24 protein-coding genes are annotated in these 25207 nt (G+C 45.1%); 14 read left to right on the forward strand and 10 right to left on the reverse strand.

Annotation, left to right across the window (positions count from 1 at the left end; genetic code table 11):
• Positions 1-111: 111 nt before the first annotated feature.
• From thrS to thrB, 4 genes are all read left to right on the forward strand, one after another.
• Positions 112-1953, forward strand: a complete 1842-nt coding sequence (gene thrS / locus ACE1CD_RS27505; RefSeq protein WP_374826880.1) for a threonine--tRNA ligase — start codon at positions 112-114, stop codon at positions 1951-1953.
• 380 nt (positions 1954-2333) lie between these two features.
• Positions 2334-3809, forward strand: coding sequence for a FecR domain-containing protein (locus tag ACE1CD_RS27510; protein ID WP_374826881.1), 1476 nt, complete (start codon positions 2334-2336; stop codon positions 3807-3809).
• A gap of 84 nt (positions 3810-3893) precedes the next feature.
• On the forward strand, positions 3894-4079 hold the full coding sequence (locus ACE1CD_RS27515; protein ID WP_374826882.1) for a hypothetical protein: 186 nt from the start codon (positions 3894-3896) through the stop codon (positions 4077-4079).
• Between the two features lie 445 nt (positions 4080-4524).
• A complete protein-coding gene (thrB, locus tag ACE1CD_RS27520) occupies positions 4525-5490 on the forward strand; it encodes a homoserine kinase (protein WP_374796189.1) in 966 nt (321 codons plus the stop codon).
• Between the two features lie 134 nt (positions 5491-5624).
• On the opposite strand, the gene ACE1CD_RS27525 is transcribed toward thrB, so the two are convergent.
• The 4 genes from ACE1CD_RS27525 to ACE1CD_RS27540 all read right to left on the reverse strand — a co-directional run bounded on the left by ACE1CD_RS27525 (position 5625) and on the right by ACE1CD_RS27540 (position 8310).
• Positions 5625-5990 (reverse strand): PleD family two-component system response regulator, encoded by a 366-nt coding sequence (locus ACE1CD_RS27525; protein ID WP_374796188.1) that lies wholly within the window; start codon positions 5988-5990, stop codon positions 5625-5627.
• Positions 5991-6300: 310 nt separating this feature from the next.
• Positions 6301-6507 (reverse strand): hypothetical protein, encoded by a 207-nt coding sequence (locus ACE1CD_RS27530; protein ID WP_374796187.1) that lies wholly within the window; start codon positions 6505-6507, stop codon positions 6301-6303.
• A gap of 252 nt (positions 6508-6759) precedes the next feature.
• Positions 6760-7179 (reverse strand): sensor histidine kinase, encoded by a 420-nt coding sequence (locus ACE1CD_RS27535; RefSeq protein WP_374826883.1) that lies wholly within the window; start codon positions 7177-7179, stop codon positions 6760-6762.
• Positions 7180-7233: 54 nt separating this feature from the next.
• Positions 7234-8310 carry a chemotaxis protein CheB gene (locus ACE1CD_RS27540; protein ID WP_374796185.1) on the reverse strand — a complete coding sequence of 359 codons (1077 nt, stop codon included), beginning with the start codon at positions 8308-8310 and terminating at the stop codon, positions 7234-7236.
• A gap of 270 nt (positions 8311-8580) precedes the next feature.
• Between ACE1CD_RS27540 and ACE1CD_RS27545 the strand changes: the two genes are divergently transcribed.
• Positions 8581-9234, forward strand: coding sequence for a chemotaxis protein CheB (locus ACE1CD_RS27545; protein WP_374796184.1), 654 nt, complete (start codon positions 8581-8583; stop codon positions 9232-9234).
• Between the two features lie 2 nt (positions 9235-9236).
• The gene (locus ACE1CD_RS27550; protein WP_374826884.1) at positions 9237-11087 is read left to right on the forward strand and encodes a CheR family methyltransferase; all 1851 of its coding nucleotides are present in this window, start codon (positions 9237-9239) and stop codon (positions 11085-11087) included.
• Positions 11088-11363: 276 nt separating this feature from the next.
• On the opposite strand, the gene ACE1CD_RS27555 is transcribed toward ACE1CD_RS27550, so the two are convergent.
• From ACE1CD_RS27555 to ACE1CD_RS27565, 3 genes are all read right to left on the reverse strand, one after another.
• The gene (locus ACE1CD_RS27555) at positions 11364-11492 is read right to left on the reverse strand and encodes a hypothetical protein (protein WP_374796182.1); all 129 of its coding nucleotides are present in this window, start codon (positions 11490-11492) and stop codon (positions 11364-11366) included.
• A 223-nt stretch (positions 11493-11715) separates the two neighbouring features.
• Entirely contained in the window at positions 11716-12090 is a 375-nt protein-coding gene (locus ACE1CD_RS27560; RefSeq protein ID WP_374796181.1) for a translation initiation factor, read from the reverse strand.
• A 112-nt stretch (positions 12091-12202) separates the two neighbouring features.
• Positions 12203-12343: a hypothetical protein gene (locus tag ACE1CD_RS27565; RefSeq protein WP_374796180.1), complete on the reverse strand. Its 141-nt coding sequence runs from the start codon at positions 12341-12343 to the stop codon at positions 12203-12205.
• Positions 12344-12415: 72 nt separating this feature from the next.
• On the opposite strand from ACE1CD_RS27565, the gene trpB reads away from it, so the two are divergent.
• The 3 genes from trpB to ACE1CD_RS27580 all read left to right on the forward strand — a co-directional run bounded on the left by trpB (position 12416) and on the right by ACE1CD_RS27580 (position 15054).
• On the forward strand, positions 12416-13642 hold the full coding sequence (gene trpB, locus ACE1CD_RS27570) for a tryptophan synthase subunit beta (RefSeq protein WP_374796191.1): 1227 nt from the start codon (positions 12416-12418) through the stop codon (positions 13640-13642).
• A gap of 196 nt (positions 13643-13838) precedes the next feature.
• Complete coding sequence (locus tag ACE1CD_RS27575; protein WP_374796179.1) at positions 13839-14435, forward strand: CAP domain-containing protein; 597 nt, start codon at positions 13839-13841, stop codon at positions 14433-14435.
• The gene (locus tag ACE1CD_RS27580; RefSeq protein WP_374796178.1) at positions 14422-15054 is read left to right on the forward strand and encodes a ribonuclease D; all 633 of its coding nucleotides are present in this window, start codon (positions 14422-14424) and stop codon (positions 15052-15054) included. The genes ACE1CD_RS27575 and ACE1CD_RS27580 overlap by 14 nt, the downstream gene beginning before the upstream one ends.
• A gap of 185 nt (positions 15055-15239) precedes the next feature.
• Here ACE1CD_RS27580 and ACE1CD_RS27585 read toward each other — a convergent pair whose 3' ends face one another.
• On the reverse strand, positions 15240-15620 hold the full coding sequence (locus ACE1CD_RS27585) for a rhodanese-like domain-containing protein (protein WP_374796177.1): 381 nt from the start codon (positions 15618-15620) through the stop codon (positions 15240-15242).
• A gap of 249 nt (positions 15621-15869) precedes the next feature.
• Here ACE1CD_RS27585 and ACE1CD_RS27590 point away from each other — a divergent pair, with 249 nt between their 5' ends.
• A complete protein-coding gene (locus ACE1CD_RS27590; protein WP_374826885.1) occupies positions 15870-19190 on the forward strand; it encodes an ATP-binding protein in 3321 nt (1106 codons plus the stop codon).
• Positions 19191-19527: 337 nt separating this feature from the next.
• Here ACE1CD_RS27590 and ACE1CD_RS27595 read toward each other — a convergent pair whose 3' ends face one another.
• On the reverse strand, positions 19528-20136 hold the full coding sequence (locus ACE1CD_RS27595) for a rhodanese-like domain-containing protein (RefSeq protein ID WP_374826886.1): 609 nt from the start codon (positions 20134-20136) through the stop codon (positions 19528-19530).
• Between the two features lie 13 nt (positions 20137-20149).
• On the reverse strand, positions 20150-20416 hold the full coding sequence (locus tag ACE1CD_RS27600; RefSeq protein WP_374796174.1) for a hypothetical protein: 267 nt from the start codon (positions 20414-20416) through the stop codon (positions 20150-20152).
• Between the two features lie 20 nt (positions 20417-20436).
• On the opposite strand from ACE1CD_RS27600, the gene ACE1CD_RS27605 reads away from it, so the two are divergent.
• Genes ACE1CD_RS27605 through ACE1CD_RS27620 form a run of 4 tightly spaced genes read left to right on the forward strand, consistent with a single transcriptional unit; the run spans position 20437 to position 25204 of the window.
• Complete coding sequence (locus tag ACE1CD_RS27605) at positions 20437-21342, forward strand: phosphate ABC transporter substrate-binding protein (RefSeq protein WP_374796173.1); 906 nt, start codon at positions 20437-20439, stop codon at positions 21340-21342.
• A 15-nt stretch (positions 21343-21357) separates the two neighbouring features.
• Positions 21358-21981: a DUF3859 domain-containing protein gene (locus ACE1CD_RS27610; RefSeq protein WP_374826887.1), complete on the forward strand. Its 624-nt coding sequence runs from the start codon at positions 21358-21360 to the stop codon at positions 21979-21981.
• Between the two features lie 5 nt (positions 21982-21986).
• Positions 21987-23822, forward strand: coding sequence for an asparagine synthetase B family protein (locus ACE1CD_RS27615; protein ID WP_374826888.1), 1836 nt, complete (start codon positions 21987-21989; stop codon positions 23820-23822).
• Positions 23810-25204, forward strand: coding sequence for a diaminopimelate decarboxylase family protein (locus ACE1CD_RS27620; protein ID WP_374826889.1), 1395 nt, complete (start codon positions 23810-23812; stop codon positions 25202-25204). Before ACE1CD_RS27615 ends, ACE1CD_RS27620 begins: the two co-directional genes overlap by 13 nt.
• The last annotated feature ends 3 nt before the right edge of the window (positions 25205-25207 follow it).

Below are 25207 nucleotides of genomic sequence, written 5' to 3' on the forward strand. Positions count from 1 at the left end.
TTTGAATGAGTGACTTTTGACTTCCCCACTCGCTCGGCTCGATAAGATAGAAGCTATGGGGCATTTATACAGCCTCAACCTAATCAGTTGCCCGTCAAACATAATCGTCACATGGTAAAGTCGCCGTCAGTCAGATCGGAATCTGCCGATTCCTCACAACAACCAGCTAAAATTCATCTCCCTCGCACCAGTGAATCGGAATCCTTAAAAAAGATTCGTCATACGACTTCCCATGTCATGGCGATGGCGGTGCAGAAGCTGTTTCCCAAGGCTCAAGTTACGATCGGCCCTTGGATTGAAAATGGATTTTACTACGATTTTGACCATCCAGAGCCTTTTACGGAAAAAGATTTAAAGGCGATTAAAAAAGAGATGATCAAAATCATCAATCGCAAACTACCCGTAATTCGGGAAGAAGTCAGCCGCGAAGAAGCAGAACGTCGAATCAAACAAATTAACGAACCTTACAAACTGGAAATTCTGGAAGGCTTACAAGAACCAATTACCATTTACCATCTGGGAGACCAATGGTGGGATCTTTGTGCTGGCCCCCACGTTGAAAATACCAGTGATTTGAACCCCAAAGCAATTGAACTGGAAAGCTTAGCCGGTGCGTACTGGCGCGGGGACTCCACCAAGGCGCAGTTGCAGCGAATTTACGGTACTGCATGGGAAACGCCGGAACAGTTGGACGAATATCAGCGCCGCAAGGAAGAAGCACTGCGTCGAGATCATCGCAAGTTGGGTAAAGAACTGGGACTATTTATCTTTGCAGATTTAGTAGGGCCGGGATTGCCTTTGTGGACTCCCAAAGGTACGGTATTGCGAAGCATTTTAGAAGATTTCTTGAAGCAGGAACAGCTCAAACGCGGTTATTTGCCAGTTGTAACCCCGCACATCGCCAGAGTGGATTTATTCCAAACCTCCGGACACTGGCAAAAATATAAAGAGGATATGTTTCCCCTCATGGCAGAAGACGAAGAAGCCGCAGCAGCAGAACAAGGCTTTGTCCTCAAGCCGATGAACTGTCCTTTTCATATTCAGATATATAAGAGCGAGTTGCGTTCCTATCGGGAATTGCCGATGCGGTTAGCTGAATTTGGCACGGTTTACCGTTACGAACAATCCGGGGAACTGGGTGGCTTAACGCGGGTACGAGGATTCACTGTTGATGATTCTCACTTATTCGTAACGCCAGAACAATTGGATGACGAATTTTTGAATGTGGTGGATTTAATTCTATCCGTGTTCAAGAGCTTGCAACTGAAAAACTTCAAAGCCAGACTGAGTTTCCGCGATCCAGCTTCTGATAAATACATCGGTTCAGATGAAGTTTGGGAAAAATCGCAAAATGCCATTCGCCGCGCTGTCGAAAAACTGGGAATGAATTATTTTGAAGGCATTGGCGAAGCCGCATTTTACGGCCCGAAACTGGATTTTATTTTCCAAGATGCCTTAGAAAGAGAATGGCAATTGGGTACTGTTCAGGTAGATTACAATTTGCCAGAACGATTCGAGCTTGAGTATGTTGCGGAAGATGGAAATCGCAAACGTCCGGTGATGATTCACCGCGCTCCTTTTGGCTCGTTGGAAAGGCTAATTGGCATATTAATTGAAGAGTATGCAGGTGATTTTCCGCTGTGGTTAGCACCAATACAAGCGCGATTGTTGCCTGTGAGCGATGAGTTTCTGCCGTTTGCTCAACAAGTGGCAAAAGATATGAAATCGCTTGGTATTCGCGCCGAAGCAGACAGCAGCAACGAGCGGCTGGCCAAACAAATTCGCAATGCAGAAAAAGACAAAATCCCCGTGATGGCAGTGGTGGGAGCGAAGGAGGTTGAATCTAATAGTTTGAATATTCGCACTCGCGCTTCTGGAGAATTGGGAGCAATTCCGGTGCCGGAAGTGGTAGAAAGGTTGAAGCAGGCGATCGCTAACTACAGCAACTTCTAGAGGTTAGGGGTTAGGGGTTAGGGGTTAGGGAAGAGGGAAAGAGAAGAGGGAGAGAGAAGAGGGAGAGGCAAAAGGGAAAATATTAATTCTTCCGCTCCCCCGCTCCCCTGCTCCCCTGCTCTCTCCCAGAATAACGGGGTAATCGAGGCTGATTTGGTATAATTCGTCCGGTCGAAATAGTAAGTAAATAAATAAGCAAAAACTTGGCAAAATAGCCTATTTTTGGGTTTTCATTTAACTAAAGCTCTATTTAAAATCGCCTTACTTCAGCTTACACTTATTTATAGCTAAGGCGATTCGGAGGCGATTCTGTACGATGGAAGTAACGGATCTCGATCGACTTTGGTACGGGTTAAATTTTCTAGCGTTGGGAAAAACCCATGTCTCGTAAGTTAGTTCTGCTCCTGAGTCTCGTTTTGTGGAGCATTATGACGCTACCTCCAGCCAAAGAGGTCAGCGCGGAAATGCCACTGTCTAAAGCCGTTATACAAAGCATACGCAATCTCGTGCGCCTCATCCCGCAAAATCAAACAGGGCGTCCGGCGCGTGTATCCGAGCCTATGAATCCTGGAGATTCCTTAGCCACAGGTCGAGAGTCTTTGGCTGAGTTGCGCTTCAACGATGGTTCTTTGGCACGAGTTGGCGAACAAGCACTATTTCAGTTTCTACCAAATACACGCACTTTTAAATTGTCTGACGGTACGGCGCTGCTGCTGATTGCACCCGGACGCGGTACAACTCAGCTGCAAACACCCAACGCGAGGACAGGAATTCGGGGCTCAGCTTTATTTGTGCGCTATAACCGCAAAACAGACACCACAATTGTCGGGGCTCTGACAAATAGTAATATCGAGGTATTCAATCAAGATGCTTCTCAAGGAGAAGTGCTGCGAGCAGGTCAGCTAGCAGTGATCGTCAAAGATAGAATTGAGCGGATATACGATTTTGATATCAGAACTTTTTATGAAACTAGCGACTTGGTAAGGGGGCTAAACTTAACTCAGCCAGGTGATAAAGCTAATCCAGATTCGGCAATGGCCGAGGTTCAATCTGAAACTTCTACTGCTGTCACACAACAGACTCCCATTGTTGGGCAAGGTGTGATTGAAAACCCAAATTTTATACCACTAGGTGCCACTTTATCAAACTTACCCAGTGTTGATGCTGGCAATGATAACCCCTCAGATACAGGCCGGCCCGATCGCAATTTGGGACAGTCGATCGGCCCCAATCCATTTAGTGGCAACGCCGGGTTAGAAAATCCTCCTCTAGAAGGAGGACGGATTCTGATCGATCGGGAAAATCCTCCCGATCGATCGCAGCCGCCGACTGACGATGGCCTACCGAATACGCCCGCTAATCCCAGCAATTCCGGTAATCCAGACAATTCCGCTAATCCCAGTAATCCCGGTAATCCAGACAATTCCGGCAATCCCAGTAATCCCGGTAATCCCGGTAATCCAGATAATTCCGGTAATCCCGGTAATCCAGACAATTCCGGTAATCCCAATAATCCAGACAATTCCGGTAATCCCGGTAATCCAGACAATTCCGGTAATCCCGGTAATCCAGACAATTCCGGTAATCCCGGTAATCCTAATAATCCAGACAATTCCGGTAATCCCGGTAATGGGGGAGATAATGGCCCGCCATCAAATCCCGGTAATTCAGGCAATGGCCCACCAGGGCCTGAAGGTAATCCCGGTAATGGCCCACCATCGAATCCCGGTAATTCAGGCAATGGCCCACCAGGGCCTGAAGGTAATCCCGGTAATGGCCCGCCATCAAATCCCGGTAATTCAGGCAATGGCCCACCAGGGCCTGAAGGTAATCCCGGCAAACCCAGAGGGCTATAACCGAATCGCACTTACTTAAGTAAAACTTACTGCCTAGACCGAGAGGTAAGAACAGCGTGATATTTGGGTTCAAAGTGTCGATTAGTGAGTAAAACAGTCAAAATCTTATCAGAAGTAGTAGAGAGATTACCCAGGTGTCAAATTCGATCGAATTGTCGATGGTGGAAACAAGAAGGTAGAGCGGCTTGTCGGCGGTGTCCTCAAGTTGTGACAACGGTATATAAACCTGCCGAACAAATTCGTAAAGTTACAGATCCGATGAATTATTAATAGCTTGGCAAGCAGTTGCACAAGTTAAAATGATTTTTTCGGGTTGATGGGGTAATACTAAATCCGAATTAACTACCCCCTTTAATTTTTGGCCATTTCATTAGACATATCCAAAAATTCTTGTGGGGTAGGCATCCTGCCTGCCCTTTGAGATTCTTTTGGAGGAGAGGTCTATTGTAGAGAGGTTTCATAAAAGGTTTCTACAGCCGATCGCGATAAAGGGGGTAATCAACCCGGATTTGGGATAAAATGTGCAATTGTGTTATCAATTTTGGGGATGGTGCGTTAGTCACAGCAATTTAATTACTGGGTGCAATACTCCATTTGTTTTGATGCGTGAGATACCCTAGAGTTAAATAAATTTTATTATCCCCATAAATATGACAGAGCAGGCTATAAATAGAAAACCTCCTGTAAATCGAGATAAATCGAGATAAATATCAAAATGGTTGATGCTTCTACGGTCAGCGTTACTGTTCCGGCCACTACTGCTAATCTGGGGCCGGGTTTCGATTGTATCGGCGCAGCTTTAACGCTGTACAATGAATTTAAGTTCTCTCGGCTGGAACCCTCCCTTTCATCCGCGCCGCTCTTGGGGGGGGAAACAGGGCAAGTTAAAATAACCGTTACAGGTGTTGAGGCCGATCGCGTTAAAACTGATGAAAGCAATCTCGCTTACCAATCATTCTTAAAGTTGTACCGACATATCGATCGCACCCCACCAGCAGTAGAAATACAAATAAACTTGGATGTTCCTCTGGCAAGAGGTTTGGGTAGTTCGGCAACGGCTATTGTGGGTGGGTTGATTGGTGCTAATCAGTTAGCTGGCGCACCTTTGAGTCAGACAGAAGTGATGGAATTAGCGATCGGATTGGAAGGACACCCAGATAACGTAGTACCGGCATTTTTGGGAGGTTGTCGTCTGGCGGCTACCGCAGAAACGGAAAACAAGATTGATTGGCAAATTTGCGATGTTCCCTGGCACAGCGACATTGTGCCGCTCGTCGCTATTCCCGACTTTGAACTCTCGACGGCAGAGGCGAGGCGAGTTCTGCCAACTGAGTACAGTCGCGCTGATGCGATTTTCAATACCGCACACTGCGGTTTGCTAGTACGGGCGTTAGAATCCGGTCGGGGAGATTGGTTGCGCGTTGCTTTGCAAGACCGCATTCACCAACCTTATCGGCAAGCGCTGATTCCAGGATACGATGCTGTGCGGGAAGCTGCTTTGGCTAAGAAAGCCTACGGGATGGTGATTAGCGGTGCGGGGCCGACTTTATTGGCTTTGGCAAATTTTGTCGATGCACCTGATGTGGCGGTAGCAATGGCGGCGGCTTGGCAGCAGGAGGGAATTAAATCCCAGGTGCGATCGCTCTCTATTGACGTTCGCGGTGCAAAGATAGACAGCTAGTGCAAGAAGGCAGAAGGCAGGAGGCAGAAGGGAAGAAAGCTTATACAGTCAGCTTTTGTCCTTTTTTCAAGTGCTGGATTATTTTTGCCGCGCTGCACTAGAAGCAGCATTTTTGAGCCGATTGCCTCTAAATCTCATCTTTTTAAGAATTGCTTGAGAGTTCTCAATAGTTCGCCTGGATGAAAGGGTTTGGCAAGGTAAGCATCCGCGCCTTGTTTTAAACCCCAGTAGCGATCGAGTTGTTCGCTTTTGGACGAACACATCACTACAGGTATTTTATTCGTTTTGGGATTAGATTTGAGGCGACGACAACATTCGTAGCCGTTCATCCGAGGCATCACGATGTCCAGAAGCACTAGATCCGGACGGTTAACCTCAACTTTTTCCAGCGCCTCTACACCATCACTTGCGACTGTTACCTTCAGTCCTTTCTGTTTGAGAAAGTCTGAGATCATTTCGCGTTGGGTGGCACTGTCCTCTACCAGCAGAACCGTACTCATAAATCCTTGCCGTTACTCAGAGTAGAAACATTTATATTAAGGACTTCTGTCCTCAACTGGAACTTCCTGAAAGTAGGTATGACTACCCACTTTCAGTTCTCCATCGATTCTTCTTTCTTCAATTTAAGTGAAATCCCGGTTTACTTACTCGTTTATATTTGATATAAAATCCGATCTTCTTTTTCCGGATATCACTCCTAGAGAGGGGCTAGCGGTTAGGGGAAAAGGTAAAGGGAAAAGGTAAAGGGAGGAATTTTGACTTTTGACTGAGTGACTTTTGACTCCTCCTTTTCCCCTAGCGCCCGATCGTTCAAGCAATTTGTGCCATTGCTTCCAATTCCAATATGGCATCGATCATCTGCTGCGCCTTGTACATAGAATCGCGTAGCGTAGTAACGCGAACGCCGTATTGAATGCCTTCATATACCCATTGAAGCCAAACCTCTTTCTCTTTTTTTAGAGTTTTCAGATAAATCGGGATGGTATGGTACGTAGTAATTGGTGTCAGATTAATCATCGTTACAGCCCTCTATGCTTAACGGTTCAGGCGTGGATAGGTTATCGACAATCAGCCTTGCACCCCGGTGTTGTCATAGATACTAATCTTATTTAATCAATAAATTGTTATTTAAAAGCTCTATCTAAAGATCTTTTATAAATTATTTACAAGTCTTTCTATAGGTATATACTTAATTGTAGTTAAACATACAAAAAAAAATCCTGCGTAGGCAGGATGTGGTTGAGGTTTTTTGCTACGATCGCAAATATTTTAATGACTGGGCTTTTGTTCGTCGGGGGATCGCAGCTGTCGCAACGGCAGCGTTACAGTCACCACAGTCTGTGCGCCCTCTTCGCTTGATAAGGTAATTTTACCGCCGTGCAAGTCTACACACTGTTGGACAATAGATAGCTCCAGTCCCATGCCATCCATATTGCCGACATTACTACCTATGTAGAACAAATCAAATAGTTGCTTTCGCTCTTGTTTCGTCACGCCACTATCTTCATATTTGACGCGGAAAATTGCTTCGCTATTTTCACAAATTAAATCAAATTTAATGGGGCGGCCTTTAGGAGAATAATCGAGAGCATAGGAAAGCAAATTTGTCAGAATAGACCGCAGCAGTTTATTATCCAAACAAGCGCTCGTATTGCCTTGACTGGAAAAAGCGATCGCACAATCTTCCAACTATATAATAATCAAAAAAATCGACAATCCCACTTGTCCTGTGCATTGCTAAGTTTAGTTGTGTCGATCGCTTTCCAGCTCCTCTTTAGGATCGTCTAATAGCCGATCGATCTCACTTGCCTTCGTCTCTTCCTCACCATTGTTGTTGCTATCATTCCTGATCAGAGCTTCTCGGATGAGTGCAATGCTTTGGTCTGCATCCTTTGCTTGAGCTTCAAAACGCTGCGCTGACAGCTTTTGGTTTCTTTCTTTCGCTCGCTCTGCCATCCTGCGGATCAGAGCGGACTTTTCCTCCAGGGCGCGGAGGGCACTCCAAAGCGCTTCTTCCAAAGCTTCAGACTGACTGGCTAACAAACTTTTCGGCGAAAAGGCGTGACCGGTGCGACACCGAAAGCGAACATACTTTCCATCCTTCAATTCCCACAAAACACCGCCGCACTCCGGACACGCAAAAGCCGAAGGTGTTCCCGGTCTACCATCGCTTTGCAGAGTCTTCATATCCATCTGAGCCAAAGCAGATTCTACTTCCATACTATTGGAAACCCGATCGGCTTCTTCTACCACTAACTCACGGGCTAACTTTACTAACACGCCTGCAATCTCCGACAGTGGTAATATGCAGTCAATCTCTACGTTTTCGATCGCACTGCGCGGCATTTCCCCGAAAAGGGCGTGGTTCGGGTCTTGCACAATCGCCAGTCCACCTCGCTGCTTCACGGCTAACAAACCCGCAGTACCATCGTCTAAAGTGCCCGTTAGCACCACACCTATGACCCGACGCCCGTATGCTATTGCTGCCGATCGAAACAGGGTATCGATCGCAGGTCGGTGGTTGTTTTCTCTGGGGCCGCGAGACAGGTGAATATGTTCTCGTTTGACAATTAAGTGCCAATCCGGAGGTGCCACATAGATATGGCCGCGTTCGATCGCTTGCCCATCTTTAGCGTGTTCCGCTTTCAAAGGGCCTGCGCGGTTGAGGATTTGGGGCAGAACGCTTTTGCTGTAGGAGGGAAAGTGAACAACCACAAAGATAGCCGCCGATATATCCAAAGGCAGATCGGCTGCTAGATTTATCAGTGCTTCCACTCCCCCCGCTGAGGCTCCGATAACGATAATGTCGCGTGTGGGCATATTTTTTCGCTTCGATCGAGCGGCTGATGGGCTGGAATGGAAGGATTCTTGACTGTGGTTTAATGATTCTCCTTATAATTTTAGGGTACTCTGCTATGGCAGAGCGGTTCGGGAGCCCAAGGGAAAAGAAATAAAAATGTTTTTATCAAAAAAAACAAATCTGCAAGCGCAAAATAAGTAAATATTCTAAAATAAATAGCTCAATCAGAATGAGATTGTGCGCGAGCTCAACTCAGCCCAGGGTAAAGTTTGGTTGCTTGCTGGGGAAAAATGGTGAAAACGGAACTAAAGTCAAGGTGGTTACCTGCAAAACCGGAAGACATTATGGCAACCGAATGCAGCATCAGTCCAGCTTTTGACATTGTGGCTCTGGCAGCTTCGGCTGGGGGACTGAACGCTTTAAGTTGCATCCTGTCTTGCCTACCGACTGATTTTCCAGCGGGGATTGTAGTGGTGCAGCATATGTCTCGCCAGCATCGCAGCTTTTTAGCAGAAATCCTTAACCGTCGCACGCCCTTGCCAGTAAAGCAGGCTGAAGAAGGAGAACAACTGATTCCAGGTACAGTTTACCTTGCCGCACCCGATCGCCACTTACTGGTTAACCTGGATGGCACTCTTTCTCTGACTCAAACCGAAAAAGTGCATTCTGTGCGTCCCTCTGCGGAGATATTATTTAAGTCGGTAGCAAAAAAATATCATAAAAGAGCGATCGCCGTAGTCTTGACGGGAGCAAATATGGATGGCTCAAAAGGAGTAGAAGCAATTAAAAAAATGGGTGGCAAGGTAATTGCACAGGACGAAAGTACATCAGAAGTTTTCGGTATGCCTGCTGCGGCGATCCAGACTGGCTGTGTTGATTGGATTCTGCCCTTAGACAAAATCGCAGATGCCATCAAAAATTTAGTAATGGGAGGGCAGATCTAACGATGAGCATTGCCCCCAAAGACGAAGAATTTGAAACCTTGCTACAGTACCTCAAGCAAAGTCGCGGTTTTGATTTCACAGGTTACAAACGCCCCAGCTTAATGCGCTTGACAAAAAAACGTATGCAGCGGGTGGAGATCGAAGGCTATGGCGATTACCTGGATTATTTGCAAGTACATCCGGCTGAAGTAAATCATCTTTTCGATTCACTCCTAATTAATGTGACAGGCTTTTTTCGCGATACCTCCGCTTGGCAAGCTCTAGCTAATGAGATTATTCCTCGCATTATGGCTGCCAAGCCAGACAGAGAGCCTATTCGGGTGTGGAGCGCTGGCTGCGCGACCGGCGAAGAAGCTTATACAATTGCGATCGTACTGGCGGAAATTCTAGGGGCAGAAGGGTTTCGATCGCGAGTCAAAATTTATGCAACGGATTTAGACGAAGAAGCTCTCAATTGCGGTCGTCAAGCTACCTATTCGAGCAAGTCTGTGCAAGAGCTTCCCGAAGAGCTGCGGCGCAAATACTTTGATGTGTCGGGCAGAGATACATACACTTTCCGCAACGACTTTCGGCGCTGTGTAATTTTCGGTCGTCACGATTTGGTGCAACACGCGCCCATTCCCCGCCTTGACTTACTGATCTGCCGCAATACTTTGATGTATTTTACGGCAGATACTCAGGCTCGGATTCTCGCTCGCTTTCACTTCGGTTTAATTGACACAGGTTTTTTGTTTGTTGGCAAGGCGGAGATGCTGCTAACTCACGCTAATCTGTTTATGCCAGCTAACCTAAAGTATCGCATTTTTTCCAAAGTAGCTAGAATCAGTATGCGCGATCGTTTACTGGTAATGGCAGACTCTGGTAATACGGAAGCAAGCAACCAAATTGTTGCAAATATGCGTTTGCGAGACGAAGCCATAGAAAACACACCTGTGGCGCAGATAGTAGTCGATATTCAAGGTAACTTAGTACTCGCAAATCGATCGGCTAGGATTTTATTCGGTCTGACTTCCCACGATTTGGGGCGTCCTTTGCAGGATTTGGAACTTTCTTATCGTCCCGCCGAATTGCGATCGCGTATAGATCAAGCTTACGTCGAACGTCGTCCGGTGGTAATTCCCAACGTGGAACTAATCCGGGGAGAAGATAATATCATCTTTTTGGAAATACAGGTGATTCCTCTTTTGGATACCAACGCCGATATACTGGGTGTGTCGATCGTCTTTAACGATATAACTCGCTACAACCAATTAGAACGTGAATTGCAACGTTCCACTCAAGAATTGGAAACTGCTTACGAAGAACTGCAATCTTCCAACGAGGAATTAGAAACCACTAACGAAGAACTGCAAAGTACCAACGAAGAATTAGAAACCACTAACGAAGAACTCCAGAGTACCAACGAAGAACTGGAGACAATGAACGAAGAACTGCAATCTTCCAACGAAGAATTGCACACCACCAACGAAGAACTGCGCCTGCGTACTGAAGAACTCAACCGCGTTAATATTTTTTTAGATTCCGTCCTCACCAGCCTGCGGATTGGGATGGTGGTTTTGGATAACCGCCTCAGCATCCAACTTTGGAACGATCGAGTTGAGGATTTGTGGGGTTTGCGAACGGAAGAAGCGCTCGGACGTTTCTTTTTCGATCTCGATATCGGTTTGCCGGTGGAACAACTCCGGGGAACGATTCGCGCCGCCCAACTTGCCAATCGCGACGAACAGGAAATTATTTTAGATGCCATTAACCGCAGAGGCAAAAATATTCGCTGTCGGGTTATTTGCACGTCGCTGACTGTCTCGAATCAACCCCAAGGTATCATTCTTCTGATGGATGAGCGGCACGAATAAACGCCGCATCATTGGAATTGCAGATTTCAGATGGCAGATTTCAAATTGAAGAAATCTAGGTTCAATTTAAAATCTTAAACTTACAGCAGATTTCCAGTCAGTGAGGTATGGATTTGAAAAAGTGGGAGAGCCAAAAGTCAAAAGTCAAAAGTTAAAAGTCAAAAGTTAAAAGTCACCAGGTAATATTGTGTGCGATGCATCGCTTTCCCGTTTTTGTGCTGATAATAGAAACTTCTCTAACCGTAGGGTGGGTTAGTTATCTAAACGTAGGGTGGGTTAGGCACGGGCGATAATTTCAACACTTTCGCTCGATAATTTAGTTTCCGTGCCGTAACCCACCATCTCACTCAACTGTAAGATGAGGAACTTTTTTCCCCATAAATCCGAAAGAGCCAAAGTAACCATAATACCCGACAAAATATCAGATAGAAAAAAATCTACTCTTTTGGGTTTATGGTGAAAAAGTTGATTTTTGTGACAGATAAGGTGATGGTGGGTTACGGCACGGAAATTTAATTATTGGTTGAAAACCTGAAATTATCGCCCGTGCCTAACCCACCCTACACTTAAATAAGTTTTTATTATCACCATAAAAACGGGAGAGCCAATCTAAAATCCAAAATTTCTATTACCCGCCGCTGACTTTGGCTTTGTAACCCAATTGCATGAGAATTTGTACGATTTGTTGAGCGCGATCGCCCTGAATTTCGATCGTATTTTCCTTGACAGTGCCACCAGCACCGCATTGGGTTTTCAACTGTTTGAGCAAAGCGTTGAGAGTTTCCGGCTTACTCTGAAAACCGGTAATTACCGTCACGGTTTTGCCCTTGCGACCTTTGCGGGATGCCTGGACGCGCAAATCTTGGCGATCGATCGGCAGTTCTTGCACGGGTCGTTCAAAGGCAGCGGCGTTGTTGTTGTTGTTGTTGCCAAATTCCGAGTAGACAACGCGATTTTCATTGCGATCTTTGGGCTCGGAAGATTTACGTTTGGAAGAAGACATAGAAAAGTCAAAAGTCAAAAGTCAAAAGTCAAAAGGGAGGAGGGAATAGTTGATCGTAAAAACTTATCGACGTGTAGGGTGGGTTAGACACGGGCGATCTAAAAGTCAAAAGTCAAAAGTCAAAAGTCAAAATTCCTTCCTCTCCCTCTCCCTTACTGAGCGTGCCGTAACCCACCATCTCATACATCTGTAACATATACAAACATTTTCCACCATAACCCGAAACTCCCGTCTTCGCTAGGTTCAACAGCATTGAGCCTATAATGGAGGTCTGTCGTGTATTCTAGCCCTGCCCGTGACCAGTACACCTATCTCTTACTCTTATATTTCCCAACCGGCAACAGACGATCTCGCACAGCGACCCGACTCCTTGGGAAGATTTGGGCGTTTTGGCGGCAAATACGTGCCCGAAACGCTCATGCCTGCTTTGAGCGAACTGGAAGCAGCATTTTTCCAATATCGCTCTGACCCAGACTTCCAAAAACAACTCCAGCAACTGCTGCGGGACTATGTGGGACGCCCCAGCCCCTTGTATTTCGCCGAACGCCTCACCGCTCACTATGCCCGACCCGATGGCGACGGGCCGCAAATTTATCTCAAACGGGAAGATTTAAATCATACAGGCGCTCATAAAATCAATAACGCTTTGGCTCAGGTATTGTTGGCCAAACGGATGGGCAAGCAACGCATCATCGCCGAAACAGGTGCGGGTCAACATGGCGTGGCAACCGCAACAGTATGCGCCCGCTTTGGACTGAGCTGCATTATCTATATGGGCGTTCACGATATGGAACGACAAGCCCTGAATGTGTTCCGGATGCGGTTGATGGGAGCCCAGGTGCGACCTGTGGCGGCGGGAACGGGAACGCTCAAGGATGCCACTTCCGAAGCAATTCGCGACTGGGTGACGAATGTGGAAAGCACCCACTACATCCTGGGTTCGGTGGCTGGGCCGCATCCCTACCCGATGTTGGTAAGAGATTTTCAGGCAATTATCGGTCAGGAAACTCGCGCTCAAGCGATCGAAAAATGGGGCGGCTTGCCGGATATCGTTTTGGCTTGTGTGGGTGGCGGTTCCAATGCGATGGGACTGTTCCACGAATTTGTCAACGAGCCTTCTGTACGAATGATTGGTGTGGAAGCTGCCGGTGAGGGCGTCGATACAGAAAAACACGCTGCCACCTTGACAAAAGGGCGGGTTGGTGTATTGCACGGTGCGATGAGCTATTTGCTGCAAGATGATGACGGTCAGGTGATCGAACCGCACTCGATCAGTGCTGGGTTGGATTATCCGGGTGTTGGCCCCGAACACAGTTATCTCAAGGATGCCGGACGCGGGGAGTATTACAGCGTCACGGATAAGGAAGCTTTGGCAGCGTTTCAACGTTTATCGCAGCTGGAAGGAATTATTCCGGCGTTGGAAACAGCTCATGCTATAGCCTACTTGGAAACTCTCTGTCCTCAGCTGACTGGCAGTCCCCGCATCGTCATCAACTGTTCCGGACGCGGCGATAAGGATGTGCAGACTGTAGCTAAGTTTATTGGAGGCTAGAAAAGTCAAAAGTCAAAAGTCAAAAGTCAAAAGTCAAAAGGAAGAGGGAGAGGGAGAGCGGAAAATGGAAAAAGAGAGAGGGAAGAGGGAGAAGGAAAGCGAAAACGAAAAAAATAAATTCTGCCCTGTCCCTCTGACCAGATGCGCTTTTTTTCTTTTGACTTTTGACTTTTGACTTTTGACTTCCTAGAAAAATATGCAAAAACGATTTACCGTAATTGTGTTGGGAATAGTTGTTATTGCTAGTGGTGTAGTTGGTTGCGATTCTGGCGTTAACATCCGCAAAATTGTGGGCGGAATTGTGGGCGGTCAAAATCAGCGTTCTACGCCTGCACCTGCTGTAACTTCTGACCCAAAACCTGTGCCAAAAACATCACAATCTAGTTCCTTAAGTGCTTTGGAACAATCAATTTACGCACAAATAAACGAGTATCGCAAATCGCGTAATTTGCCGCCTTTGACTTTGGATGCTCGCATTAGCGCACAAGCCAAGCTGCACAGCCAAGCAATGGCTAGCGGTAAAGTTCCTTTCAGTCATGACGGATTTGAAGGGCGAGTTAAGGCTATTTCTAAATCGATTAATTATCGCAGCGCGGCTGAAAATGTGGCATTCAATCAAGGTTTTAACGACCCGGCGACTCAAGCTGTGCAAGGTTGGTTAAAGAGTCCCGGTCATTATAAAAATATTGTCGGTGACTTCGATTTAACTGGTGTGAGTGTTGTAAAAAACGCTGAAAACGAGTACTATTTTACACAAATTTTTATCCGCAGTGCGAGATATGGATTATTCTGAAGAAGATTTTCAGGTGTGCGATCGCGATATTTCCGATGCCCTTTTATCTAAGTATCTGCAAGCAGAAGCTGTGGCGGTGGATACGGAAACGATGGGATTGTTGCCGATGCGCGATCGCTTGTGTTTGGTGCAGCTTTTTTGTCCTGGTTTACTGACTGTAATTCGCATTGAAAAAGGGCAAACTGAAGCGCCGAATTTAAAGCAATTAATGACAGCAACGAACGTTGTCAAGGTGTTTCATTTCGCTCGCTTCGATGTCGCCCAATTGCGTCAGAATCTCGGCATCAATGTTGCGCCGATATTCTGCACGAAAATCGGTAGCAAGTTAGCCAGAACTTACACGCAAAAGCACGGTCTGAAAGATGTGGTGCAAGAATTAGAGCAAGTGGAATTGGATAAATCTGCCCAAAGTTCTGACTGGGGAAATGCGGCGAATTTATCTGAGAAACAATTGCGTTATGCTGCTAACGATGTGCGTTATTTGTTAAGCGTCAGAGAGAAATTGATGGCGATGCTGAAACGCGAGGAGCGTTGGGAACTCGCGCAGCAATGTTTTGAGTGTTTACCGACAGTGGTGGCGCTGGATTTATTGCAGTTCAAGGATGTTTTTGAACATTGATTTTTGTCAGTTGTCAGTTGTCAGTTGTTAATAGATTGACGCCTGACCAATGACAACTGACCGAAAAAAGGGCTGTAAAGCCTCCCATTTCAAGGGGAATCATCAAAAAATTTTGACGAATTTCAAGCTCCGCCGTTTCAAGGCGGAGCTAATCTAAAATCCTCTCATCCAAAATCGGGTGACTGCTAGTTAATTGCAGCATATGGAATTGCTTCTACAGGAAAACCTACGGCTTTCCATGCTGCAAGACCGCCTCTTAGTTCGGAAACGTTTATATATCCAGCTGCACGCAGTTTGGCTGCTGCTTCGGCTGTTTCTTCGTCAATTTCGCCGTAGACGTATAAGTCGCGGGTCAATTCGAGACTGGTGCGGGCGCGGTCTACTAATTCGTTGAGGGGTAAGGAGATTGCACCCATGATATGGCTGATGTTGAAGAGGTTGCGATCGCGCACGTCGATTATTGTCAGTGCTGGCTCTCCCCAGTCTAGCCTAGCTTTCAAGTCATAAACGAGCGATCGCGCCTTCAGAGATGCAGGCGTGGGAATCGGATTTGTCAACCGGCTCATAGCGTTTATAATTCTTTATCACGTTAACTGCACTTTAACAACTTCTTTTACGATTTGCAAACTTTTATTGATAAATTGTTTACATTTATAAGTATTTATGCTTAGAGAGTGAGGGGAGAGCGCGATCGCAGCAGGAGCGATCGCAAAAGTTAGTATAAAAACATACATAAATTCGCAAATATGGACATTAAAGCCGCCAGTAACGTATAACGTTGATTGACTCAGTTGGCTTTGCAGGATATTTAAATAATGAAGCTTGCATTCAATCTGCCCCGCGCCCGGACTTTATTGTGTATAGGCGCGTTTTTGCTGACTGTCTTATTGGGGCAGTTTTTCACCACAGCACCCAGTTACGCCCAAAACCAGATTATCGCCGACTCGCCGCCAGTAGAAATCGCGCAAGGATGGCAATATCGATGGGGTGACTCTCCCTTTAATAATGCGGGTGTTCCGATTTGGACTTATGACAAACCCTCAAACAGTGCGTGGAATTCGTTTAAAATTCCGGCAAAGCTAGCAAAGCCAACAGGGGAAAAATTGCTGTGGTTGCGCGTCAAATTACCTTCAGGAAACTGGGAATATCCCACTCTTTATCTGAGTGGTATTCCTTATGGCTTTCAATTTTATCTAGACGATCGACTAATTGCTAAATTTGCGGAAATAGATTCATCAGGTAAACTTCAACAAATTAAAGATAAATTATGGTGGATTATTCCCATAGCGCCAGATTACCAAGGCAAAACTCTGTTTGTAAGGCTTTATGCTGGGGAGAGGAATTCAATTGCGATCGGCAAACCAAAAATTATAGAAATAGGTTCAATTGCAGATATTTTTACAGAAAAATTTAAAACTTATATTCCAAGTTTTGTGGTAGGATTATTCTTTATAATTATCAGCTCATATCCAATTTTATCTGCTTTAAAAAGAAAGAAAATCCAAGCAGGCTTTTGTTTTGGGATACTAGCTTTGTCTTTGGGTATATTTACAACGTTAAACAATGAAATATTTCTGCTCTTCTTTAATTCGTCAAACTTTTATTACCGATACTTAAGCATCGGAAGTTTGCTTTTAATACCTGTAGCTGTATGTGCTTTTTACGAACAAGTTTTTGGGCCAGGATACAAGTTTTTCATTCGGCGTTTGTGGCAAATACATCTAATTTATGCGATGGCAGCATTGTTTTTAGCAGGAAGCCAGACAATTGCTTGGAATTCTGCCATATACAATGGATTTATTTTGATGATAATATCTATATCAATTACATTTATCAGCGCCTTTATAAATGCTTTAAAAGGTAACTTTGAAGCTAGAGTATTTACAGCAGGATACGCTATTTTTTGCGGGACTTGCCTGCGCGATATCTTCAATGGATTGGGCATTATTTATGCAGAGCAACCAATTTATCAATGGGGAATGGTAATTTTTATTATTTTCCTCGCTTTTATTTTAGAACGTCGATTTATAGAAGCAGGAAAACGCCTGCAAGACTATGCCAAAGAATTGGAAACTAATAACGCAACATTGCAGCGAATAGATAAACTCAAAGATGAGTTTTTAGCCAACACATCCCACGAACTTCGCACCCCTCTCAACGGTATTATCGGTATTGCGGAATCGATGATAGATGGTGCGACTGGTAAACTGACATCGCGACAAGTAAACAATCTTTCCATGATTGTATATAGCGGCAAGCGTCTTGCCAACTTGGTAAACGATATCCTAGATTTTTCTAAACTAAAATACAACAATATTATATTGCAAATTAAACCTGTCGATATGCGGGCGATTACAGATGTAGTTTTAGCGCTTTCCGAACCTCTGATCGGGAAAAAATCTTTGCGTTTAGTCAACCAAATACCGACAGATGTACCGACAGTAGACGCCGATGAAAATCGGGTACAACAAATTTTGCAAAACCTGGTTGGCAACGCGATAAAATTTAGCGAAACTGGTGTGGTAGAAGTATCGGCAACAGTGGTTAACGAACATTTAGAAATTGCTGTTTCCGATCCTGGTATTGGTATCCAAGATGATAAATTAGAGCGCATTTTTGAATCTTTTGAACAAGCAGATGGTTCCACGGCGAGGCAATACGGAGGTACAGGTTTGGGATTGGCAGTTACCAAACAGTTAGTGCAGTTACATAGAAGCGAAATTCGAGTTGAGTCAGTTGTTGGCAAAGGTTCAAAATTTAGCTTTACCTTGCCGTTATCTCAGAGTCAAGTGGAGAGAACGGAATCTGTTTTGCCAGCAGTCAATCTAGCCGAAATTCCTGTTACTATTGATGAAGCGATCGTCAGTACGGAAATATCAGCGCCAAACAACGGAGATTACAAAATCCTGATTGTGGATGACGAACCGGTGAATCTTCAGGTATTGGTCAACCATCTATCGCTGCAAAACTATTATTTAGTCCAAGCTTCTAATGGTTTGGAAGCTTTGGCAGCAATTGAAAATGGGTTTTTTCCAGACTTGATATTGCTCGATGTTATGATGCCGAAAATGACCGGGTACGAGGTATGCAAAGCAATTCGCGAGAAGTATCCTCCCAATCAACTGCCAGTGGTGTTTTTGACTGCTAAAGAACAAGCTTCGGATCTGATGGAATGCTTTGGTTCTGGTGCGAATGATTATCTGACCAAACCGATTTCTAAAAATGAATTGCTGGCGCGAATCAAAATTCATATCCAACTAGCGAAAGTAAATATTGCCTACGGTCGCTTTGTCCCGCACGAGTTTCTGCGCTTTTTGAAAAAGGAAAGCATTATAGATGTAAATTTGGGCGACCAAGTGCAGAAAGAAATGACGATTTTATTTTCCGATATCCGTTCGTTTACAACTTTGTCGGAGAATATGTCTCCTAAAGAAAACTTTGATTTTATTAACTCTTACTTGAAAAGGGTGGGGCCGGTGATTCGCAATCATAATGGTTTTATCGATAAATATATTGGCGATGCGATTATGGCGCTTTTTCCGGAAACTGCTGAAGATGCTGTGCAAGCGGCTATTAATATGCAAAGGCAGGTAACGATTTATAATTCTCACCGCCAAAAGAGTGGCTATCCAACTATTGCGATCGGTGTGGGATTGCATACGGGGAATTTAATGCTGGGTACGATTGGAGAGGAACAGCGGATGGAAAGTACGGTGATTTCCGATGCTGTCAATCTTGCCTCTCGTATGGAAGGTTTAACAAAGGTTTATGGTGCGGGTATCGCGATTAGCGAGCAAACTTTGTCTCGCCTGGATGAACCGACAAAGTATAACTGTCGCTTTCTCGGTCGAGTCAGGGTTAAAGGTAAAAAGGCTCCCGTGGCGGTGTTTGAAGTTTACGATGCCGATCCGGAACATTCGATCGAACTAAAGACGGAAACTCGCAGTAAGTTTGAGGAGGGAGTTTATCTTTATCATCAGCAAAAATATACCGAAGCGTGTCAAATCTTCCATTACCTTTTGCAGAAAAATCATCAAGATAAAGCGGTGATGTACTATCTGGAACGCTGCGAGGAGTTGCAAAGTTACGGGATATCCCAGGATGGGGATGGTATCGAAACTTTAAATGAGAAATAACAGGGGTTAGGGGTTAGGGGTTAGGGGTTAGGGATTAGGGGTTAGAACACCGATTTAGTATAGGGCTCTTGTGGATTTATGGGGAAAAATGTTTGTTATGTTACATTTGAGTGCGATGGTGGGTTACGGCACGGCAACTAAATTATTCGTTGAAAGTGCTGAATTATCGCCCGTGCCTAACCCACCCTACGATTAGATAAGTTTCTATTATCACCGCAAAAACGGGAGAGCCACTTTTGACTTTTGACTTTTGTTAGATATTTTCTTTGTTGTTAAAACTGAGATCCCCGACTTCTTGAAGAAGTCGGGGATCTTTAACGATCTTTAACTTTGTACACTACTTGCTTTGGGTGGCTTGATGATTTTTGAGGCGATCGACTACGTTATAGTCATCAGAACCGGGAGGAGTTCTCGATTCGGAAATACCTTCGGTGGGGCCACCTACTGCTTTCCATGCGGCCAAACCGCCTTTGAGTTCGGCAACTTTTTGGAAGCCAGCGGAACGAAGTTGAGAAGCAGCTTGGGAGGTTTGTTCGTCGCTGTCGGCGTAAACGTAGATATCGCGGTTGAAGTCAATGGAGGGTGTGGCGCGTTCTACCAATTCATCCATAGGCATTGTCATCGCACCCATGATATGACCGTCGTTGAAAGTTTCGCGATCGCGCACATCCAAAATTGTAAATGCAGGTTCCCCCCATTCCAAACGAGATTTCAGGTCATGTGCAGAAGATTGGGGTTTGAATCCGGGAGGAGTGGGAGTAACGTTTGGCAACTTACTTTTAGCGGTTTCGATCGCGTCTGAAACCTTGTCTCCGGAGTGTTTGATGTCCTCTGATAATTTTTCTTTAACGGTTTGACCCGCTTCTGAAACCTTGTCGCTAACGTTTTGAATGCCTTGGGAAATGTTATTTTGAGCTTCTTTAGCTTTGTCTGCCATGTTTTCCATGTGTTTATCCTTATTACATCACCTGAAATGTAACAAGCGACTCAAAATCAGCTAATCTTTCTGTAGGGAGATCGCTGCAATTTTCCTTCTTTAGGTACAGTTGAGCTATTTCTACAGATAGGGTTGAGTTAGCTAGCTGAAACTGAAAGCGATTTGTTGGGGTGTGCGATCGGCTGCTGAGTCTCCCAGAAGTCCCATATTTCTGGCGCAGACCTTGGCAAGCGCCGGAAATTGGCGAGAAAATGGTAAGTAGGGTTAACCTGGAATTCAGGGAAGTCAATCCTGAAAAAGTATGATTTTATGCTCAAAAATAAAGAGCCGTCGCCAATCCGCTATATTCTCGTTACGCTGGCTTTACTGGTGGGAGGTTATATTTGGTTTTTTCTGCTGGGAAAGCTTGATTCTTCCCTCACAACTAATGCGCCGACAAAGCCTTCGCCGACAGTGGTAAATAGTCCAAAGATTGCCGCGCCGCCGATTTCAGTTCCGGCTGGTACAAAAATTAATATTGATGGTTCTACCAGTATGGTAACTATCAATCAAAATCTTAAAAAAGCTTTTGAACGGCAATTTAGCGGCACAAGTGTCAACATCCAAGCCAATGGTTCCGATCGCGGCATTCAAAACTTGCTTGATGGCAAAGCAGATATGGCGGCGATTTCGCGTCCGCTGACTGCACAAGAACAGGCGCAAGGTTTGCAAGCGGTGGCGATCGCATCTGATGCTATTGCCTTGGTTGTTGGCATCAATAATTCTTTCACAGGAGGACTGACTTCACAACAACTGGAAGGCATTTTTAAAGGTACGATTACCAATTGGTCGGCAGTTGGCGGTGCGTCACAAAATTTACGGGTAATTAATCGTCCGCAAATTAGCGGCACTCATCAAGTTTTTAAAGAATTGGTGTTAAAAAATGCTAATTTCGGTACGACATCAAACTTTACTACTTTATCCACTGATGCGACAACGCCACTGTTAAGAGCGTTGGGTAATGATGGCATTGGCTATGCTACTTACGCACAACTGGCAAATCAGAAAACCGTGCGTACTATTGCGATTGACGGGGTGCTACCGGATAGTGCCAATTATCCCTATAAACGGACGCTGTTTTATGCTTACAAAAATCCCGCTTCACCGGGAGTAAAAGCACTTTTGAATTACGCGGCTTCACCGCAAGGGAAGCAAGCAATTAGTTCGGAAAATTAAAGAGAGTTTTTATCTATGGAAAACCGATTAAGTCAAGCAGAATTGGCAAAAATAGTGGCGGAAGTGGAAAGACTTTCTCAACGTCAGTCAGAGGAACTTTCTTCAGAACAAGTGCAGGAGATTTTAAGAGAATTGAATCTGCCGCCAGAGTTGCTGGATGAAGCGATAATTCAGTTGCGGCGGCGGGAAGCTTTGTCAGCACAGCAGCAACGAAATCGCTGGATATATGGTGGAGTAGCAGCGGCGGCGATTGTGGCGATCGCATCTACGGGATTTTTTATACAGCAAAATCAACAGGCGATCGCTCGCGTTTCTGCACAACAAGACCGCATCACTTTCGCACAAGATAACGGCGGCAATTTCGCAACAATTAACCGCCAAAGTAACCCCGAAGTTTTCTATCGCGTGACTTTGAAAGATGCACCGATCGGCCAAAAATTATCCCTTGCTTGCGATTGGATTTCTCCCAGCGGTCAAGTGGTGAAACAAAACCGCTATCAAACTCGCCAAATTGATAAATCTGTTTGGAATACTTATTGCCGCAATCAACTGGGAACGGCTGCACCAACGGGAACTTGGAAGGTGCAAATGTCTCTGTCAGGTCGTCCTATTAGCGATGCTTCTTTTGAAGTAAAATAATCGGTATGAAAGGCATCGTACAAAGTTATCAATTTTTAGGATTCTGGGGTTACGGTAAGCAATCGGAATTGGAGGAGTTACTAACCAGAGTTTTCGAGGAAATTTCCAGCCAAATATCTCTGCAAAATTTGAGAATTTATAACACGGAACAAACGGAATACGATTTGATTTCCGATGTTTTCGATTTGTCAAATAGCGCCAAGCCAGAATTATATTCTAGGTTGCGTAATGATGAAATAGGTAATTCGTTTAGCGGCTGTGGAATTTCCGCATCTGGCTTATTTACTTACAAACAATATGACGGTTCGACCTTACCTGATGCTTGGGTAAAGATAGAAGAAAATCACCTAATTTTAGGACGAGAACCTTTCGGACGAGTGCCGTTATTTTGGACAAAAATTGGGCAAATTATCTGGTTTGCTTCGCGATTGGAATTACTTTTACCTTTATTGGAAACGCGACAGGTAAGCATTCCGGGATTGTATGGGTATAGCTGTTTTTCTTACGTTCCCACACCCCTAACGCCGGTGAATGAGGTGTTAGCAGTTCCGGCTGGTACGGAGATAATTTGGTCGAGCAAAAGTGAATCAAAAATTATTTGGCAAACTGGCACAAGAAAATTACACGAGTGGCGAGAAGCTTCGCCAGAAATAAAGGATGAAGAAAAAGCGATCGCACAACTGCAAACCCTCCTAAAAGATGCCATTGACCGCCAAATTACTGACTTAAACGATGAACCGGTTGGTGTATTTCTTTCGGGAGGTTTAGATTCTTCAGTTGTCGCCGCGTTACTCGTTCAAGCCGGAGTAAAGGTTCGCGCCTATACCCTAAATTTTGGTGCGGCGGGGATTCCAGAATATCCTTACGCCGAACAAGTTGCTGAATATTTGAAAATTCCTTTAGTAAAAGTAGATGCCAAACCGCGACAAATTCAAAAAGCACTAATTCCCACGGTAAAAGCATTAGATTTACCGTTTGCAGATGGGGTAACCGTACCTTTATTTCTGTTATCCCAAGCCGCAAGTCAAGAAACTCAGATTATTTTCAACGGTGAAGGAGGCGATCAACTATTTGCGGGATGGACGAATAAACCATTAATTGCCGCTGGAATTTACGAAACCGAACATCCCGATGGGGAACAAACATTCGTGCAGCAATATCTGCGGACATTTCATCGTCTTTGGGGATATGAGGAGCAAATTTATCAGCCAGAATTGTACGCGCAAATTCAACATTTGCAGCCGGAAGATTGGTTGAAAGACGCTCTCAATCCAGTTTTTTACACTTCTTTATTAAATCGCCTGCGCCGCGCCACATTAATGTTGAAAGGAGCGCAAAATATTCATCCGCGTGCCACAAATTTAGGTTTTGCTAATGGATTGAAAGTGCGATCGCCTTTTTGCGACTTACCTTTAGCAGAATGGACATTTCGACTTTCGGGAGAACTTTGCCTCAAGGGTGCTTGCGAGAAATACATCCTCAAAAAAGCGGTAGAAAATTGGTTACCCCCAGAAATTGTGTGGCGACAAAAACGCGGTATGGGAGTTCCCTTAACCTCTTGGTGCTTAAATGAATTATGGCCGCAAATGGGTACTTGGCTCAACCCAGGTAGACTTCGCCAAGAAAACCGCTTTTATCCATATTTGGCAGAAAAAATTGTCGAAGGTAAGCTGGGAGGTGCAATTACCGGACGCCGAATGGGGGAAATTCTCTGGTTGTTGATTATTTGGCAATTATGGCGATCGCAAGTTTTAGGCGAAGCAGCAAACGATAAATCTTGGGATCATCCGTTTTGGTTGCCAAATTGGTTATGGAGGTATAGCAAGCGATGGAAAAATTAGAAGTAATGAGAAACCCTACCCCCAACCCCTCCCCGTCCCACGGGGAGGGGGGAAATGCGGGGGGAAATGCGGGGGGAAAGAGGGAAGAATTTTCTATTTCCCACAATCGATCGCCAATTGCCAATCCTCCTTTTTCTCTTGAATTAGCACACGAGTTATTGAGGACTTACGGTTCGCCGCTTTATGTTTATCAAGGCGATTATTTGCGTCAAACTATTCAGCATATTACTCAAGCAATTCCCTATCCTCGCACTCAGTTTCGCTTTGCTAGCGTGACCAATGGCAATATCGCATTGCTGCAAATTTTTCGGGAATTGGGGTGGGGATTGCACGCCAATACTCCCGGCGATATTTATTTGGGACTTCAAGCGGGATTTTCTGCCGATCGCATTGTTTATAGTGGCAGTAATTTGAATCGCTTTGAGATGGAACAAGTTCTGCACTGGGGAATCAGAACGCTGAATTTAGATAGTCTCGCACAGTTGCAATTGTGCGGCGACATCTATATATATATGCAAAAATTGCTATCATCTTCCACGCTGCGATTGGGATTGCGTTTAAACGAACCCGAATTAACTGGAGAAAGTCGCATCGGAGTTCGTCCGGCTGAATTAGAAGCTGCTGTTGCGATCGCCAGAAATGCGGGATTGAAACTTGGTGGGTTGCATTTTTATCGCGGAACGGGAACGAATGCGACCAAAGCATTTACTCAGGTGATCGATGATGTTATTTCTATTGCACAGCAATTACCCGATTGGGAATATCTAGATTTTGGCGGCGGTTTCGGTTATCCTTATCGTCATGGTGGCGCAGCTTTTGACTGGGAATTGTTTGGTGCGGAATTAACGGAACGCCTGAGTAATTTGGAACGGAAAATCGATTTAGTCATCGAACCGGGACGATCTGCGATCGCGGGATGTGCGACCCTACTTGCTGAAGTGGTTTCTGTGAAATGGCAAGGGGAAAAACAAATCGTTGGTGTTGATACAACTGTCGCCAATCTTTCCGTTCCTTCGGTACATGGGGGATATCGAGAAATTGTGAGTTGTCAGGATAACGCAGAGAAATCACCCCACCCCCGACCCCGACCCGTACTACAGGGAGGGGAGAAAGAAAGACAAAAATTTGTTACCGATGTTTGCGGTAATACGACTTATTCGCGAGATTATTTGGGGAAAAATTGTCTGTTACCTGCTTTAGAAATGGGAGATATCCTAGCAATTTTAGATGTGGGTGCTTATGGTTTTGCTATGTCTTCCCATTTTTTACATCGTCCCAAACCGGCAGAAGTGCTGCTAGAAAATGATAAGCATCGGTTAATTCGCAAGCGAGAAGATTACAGCGTTTTGTTGACGAATCAAGTTTTTGATGTGAGGGAATAGGTA

This window comes from Aerosakkonema sp. BLCC-F183 (genome assembly GCF_041929145.1).
Classification (GTDB): domain Bacteria; phylum Cyanobacteriota; class Cyanobacteriia; order Cyanobacteriales; family Aerosakkonemataceae; genus Aerosakkonema.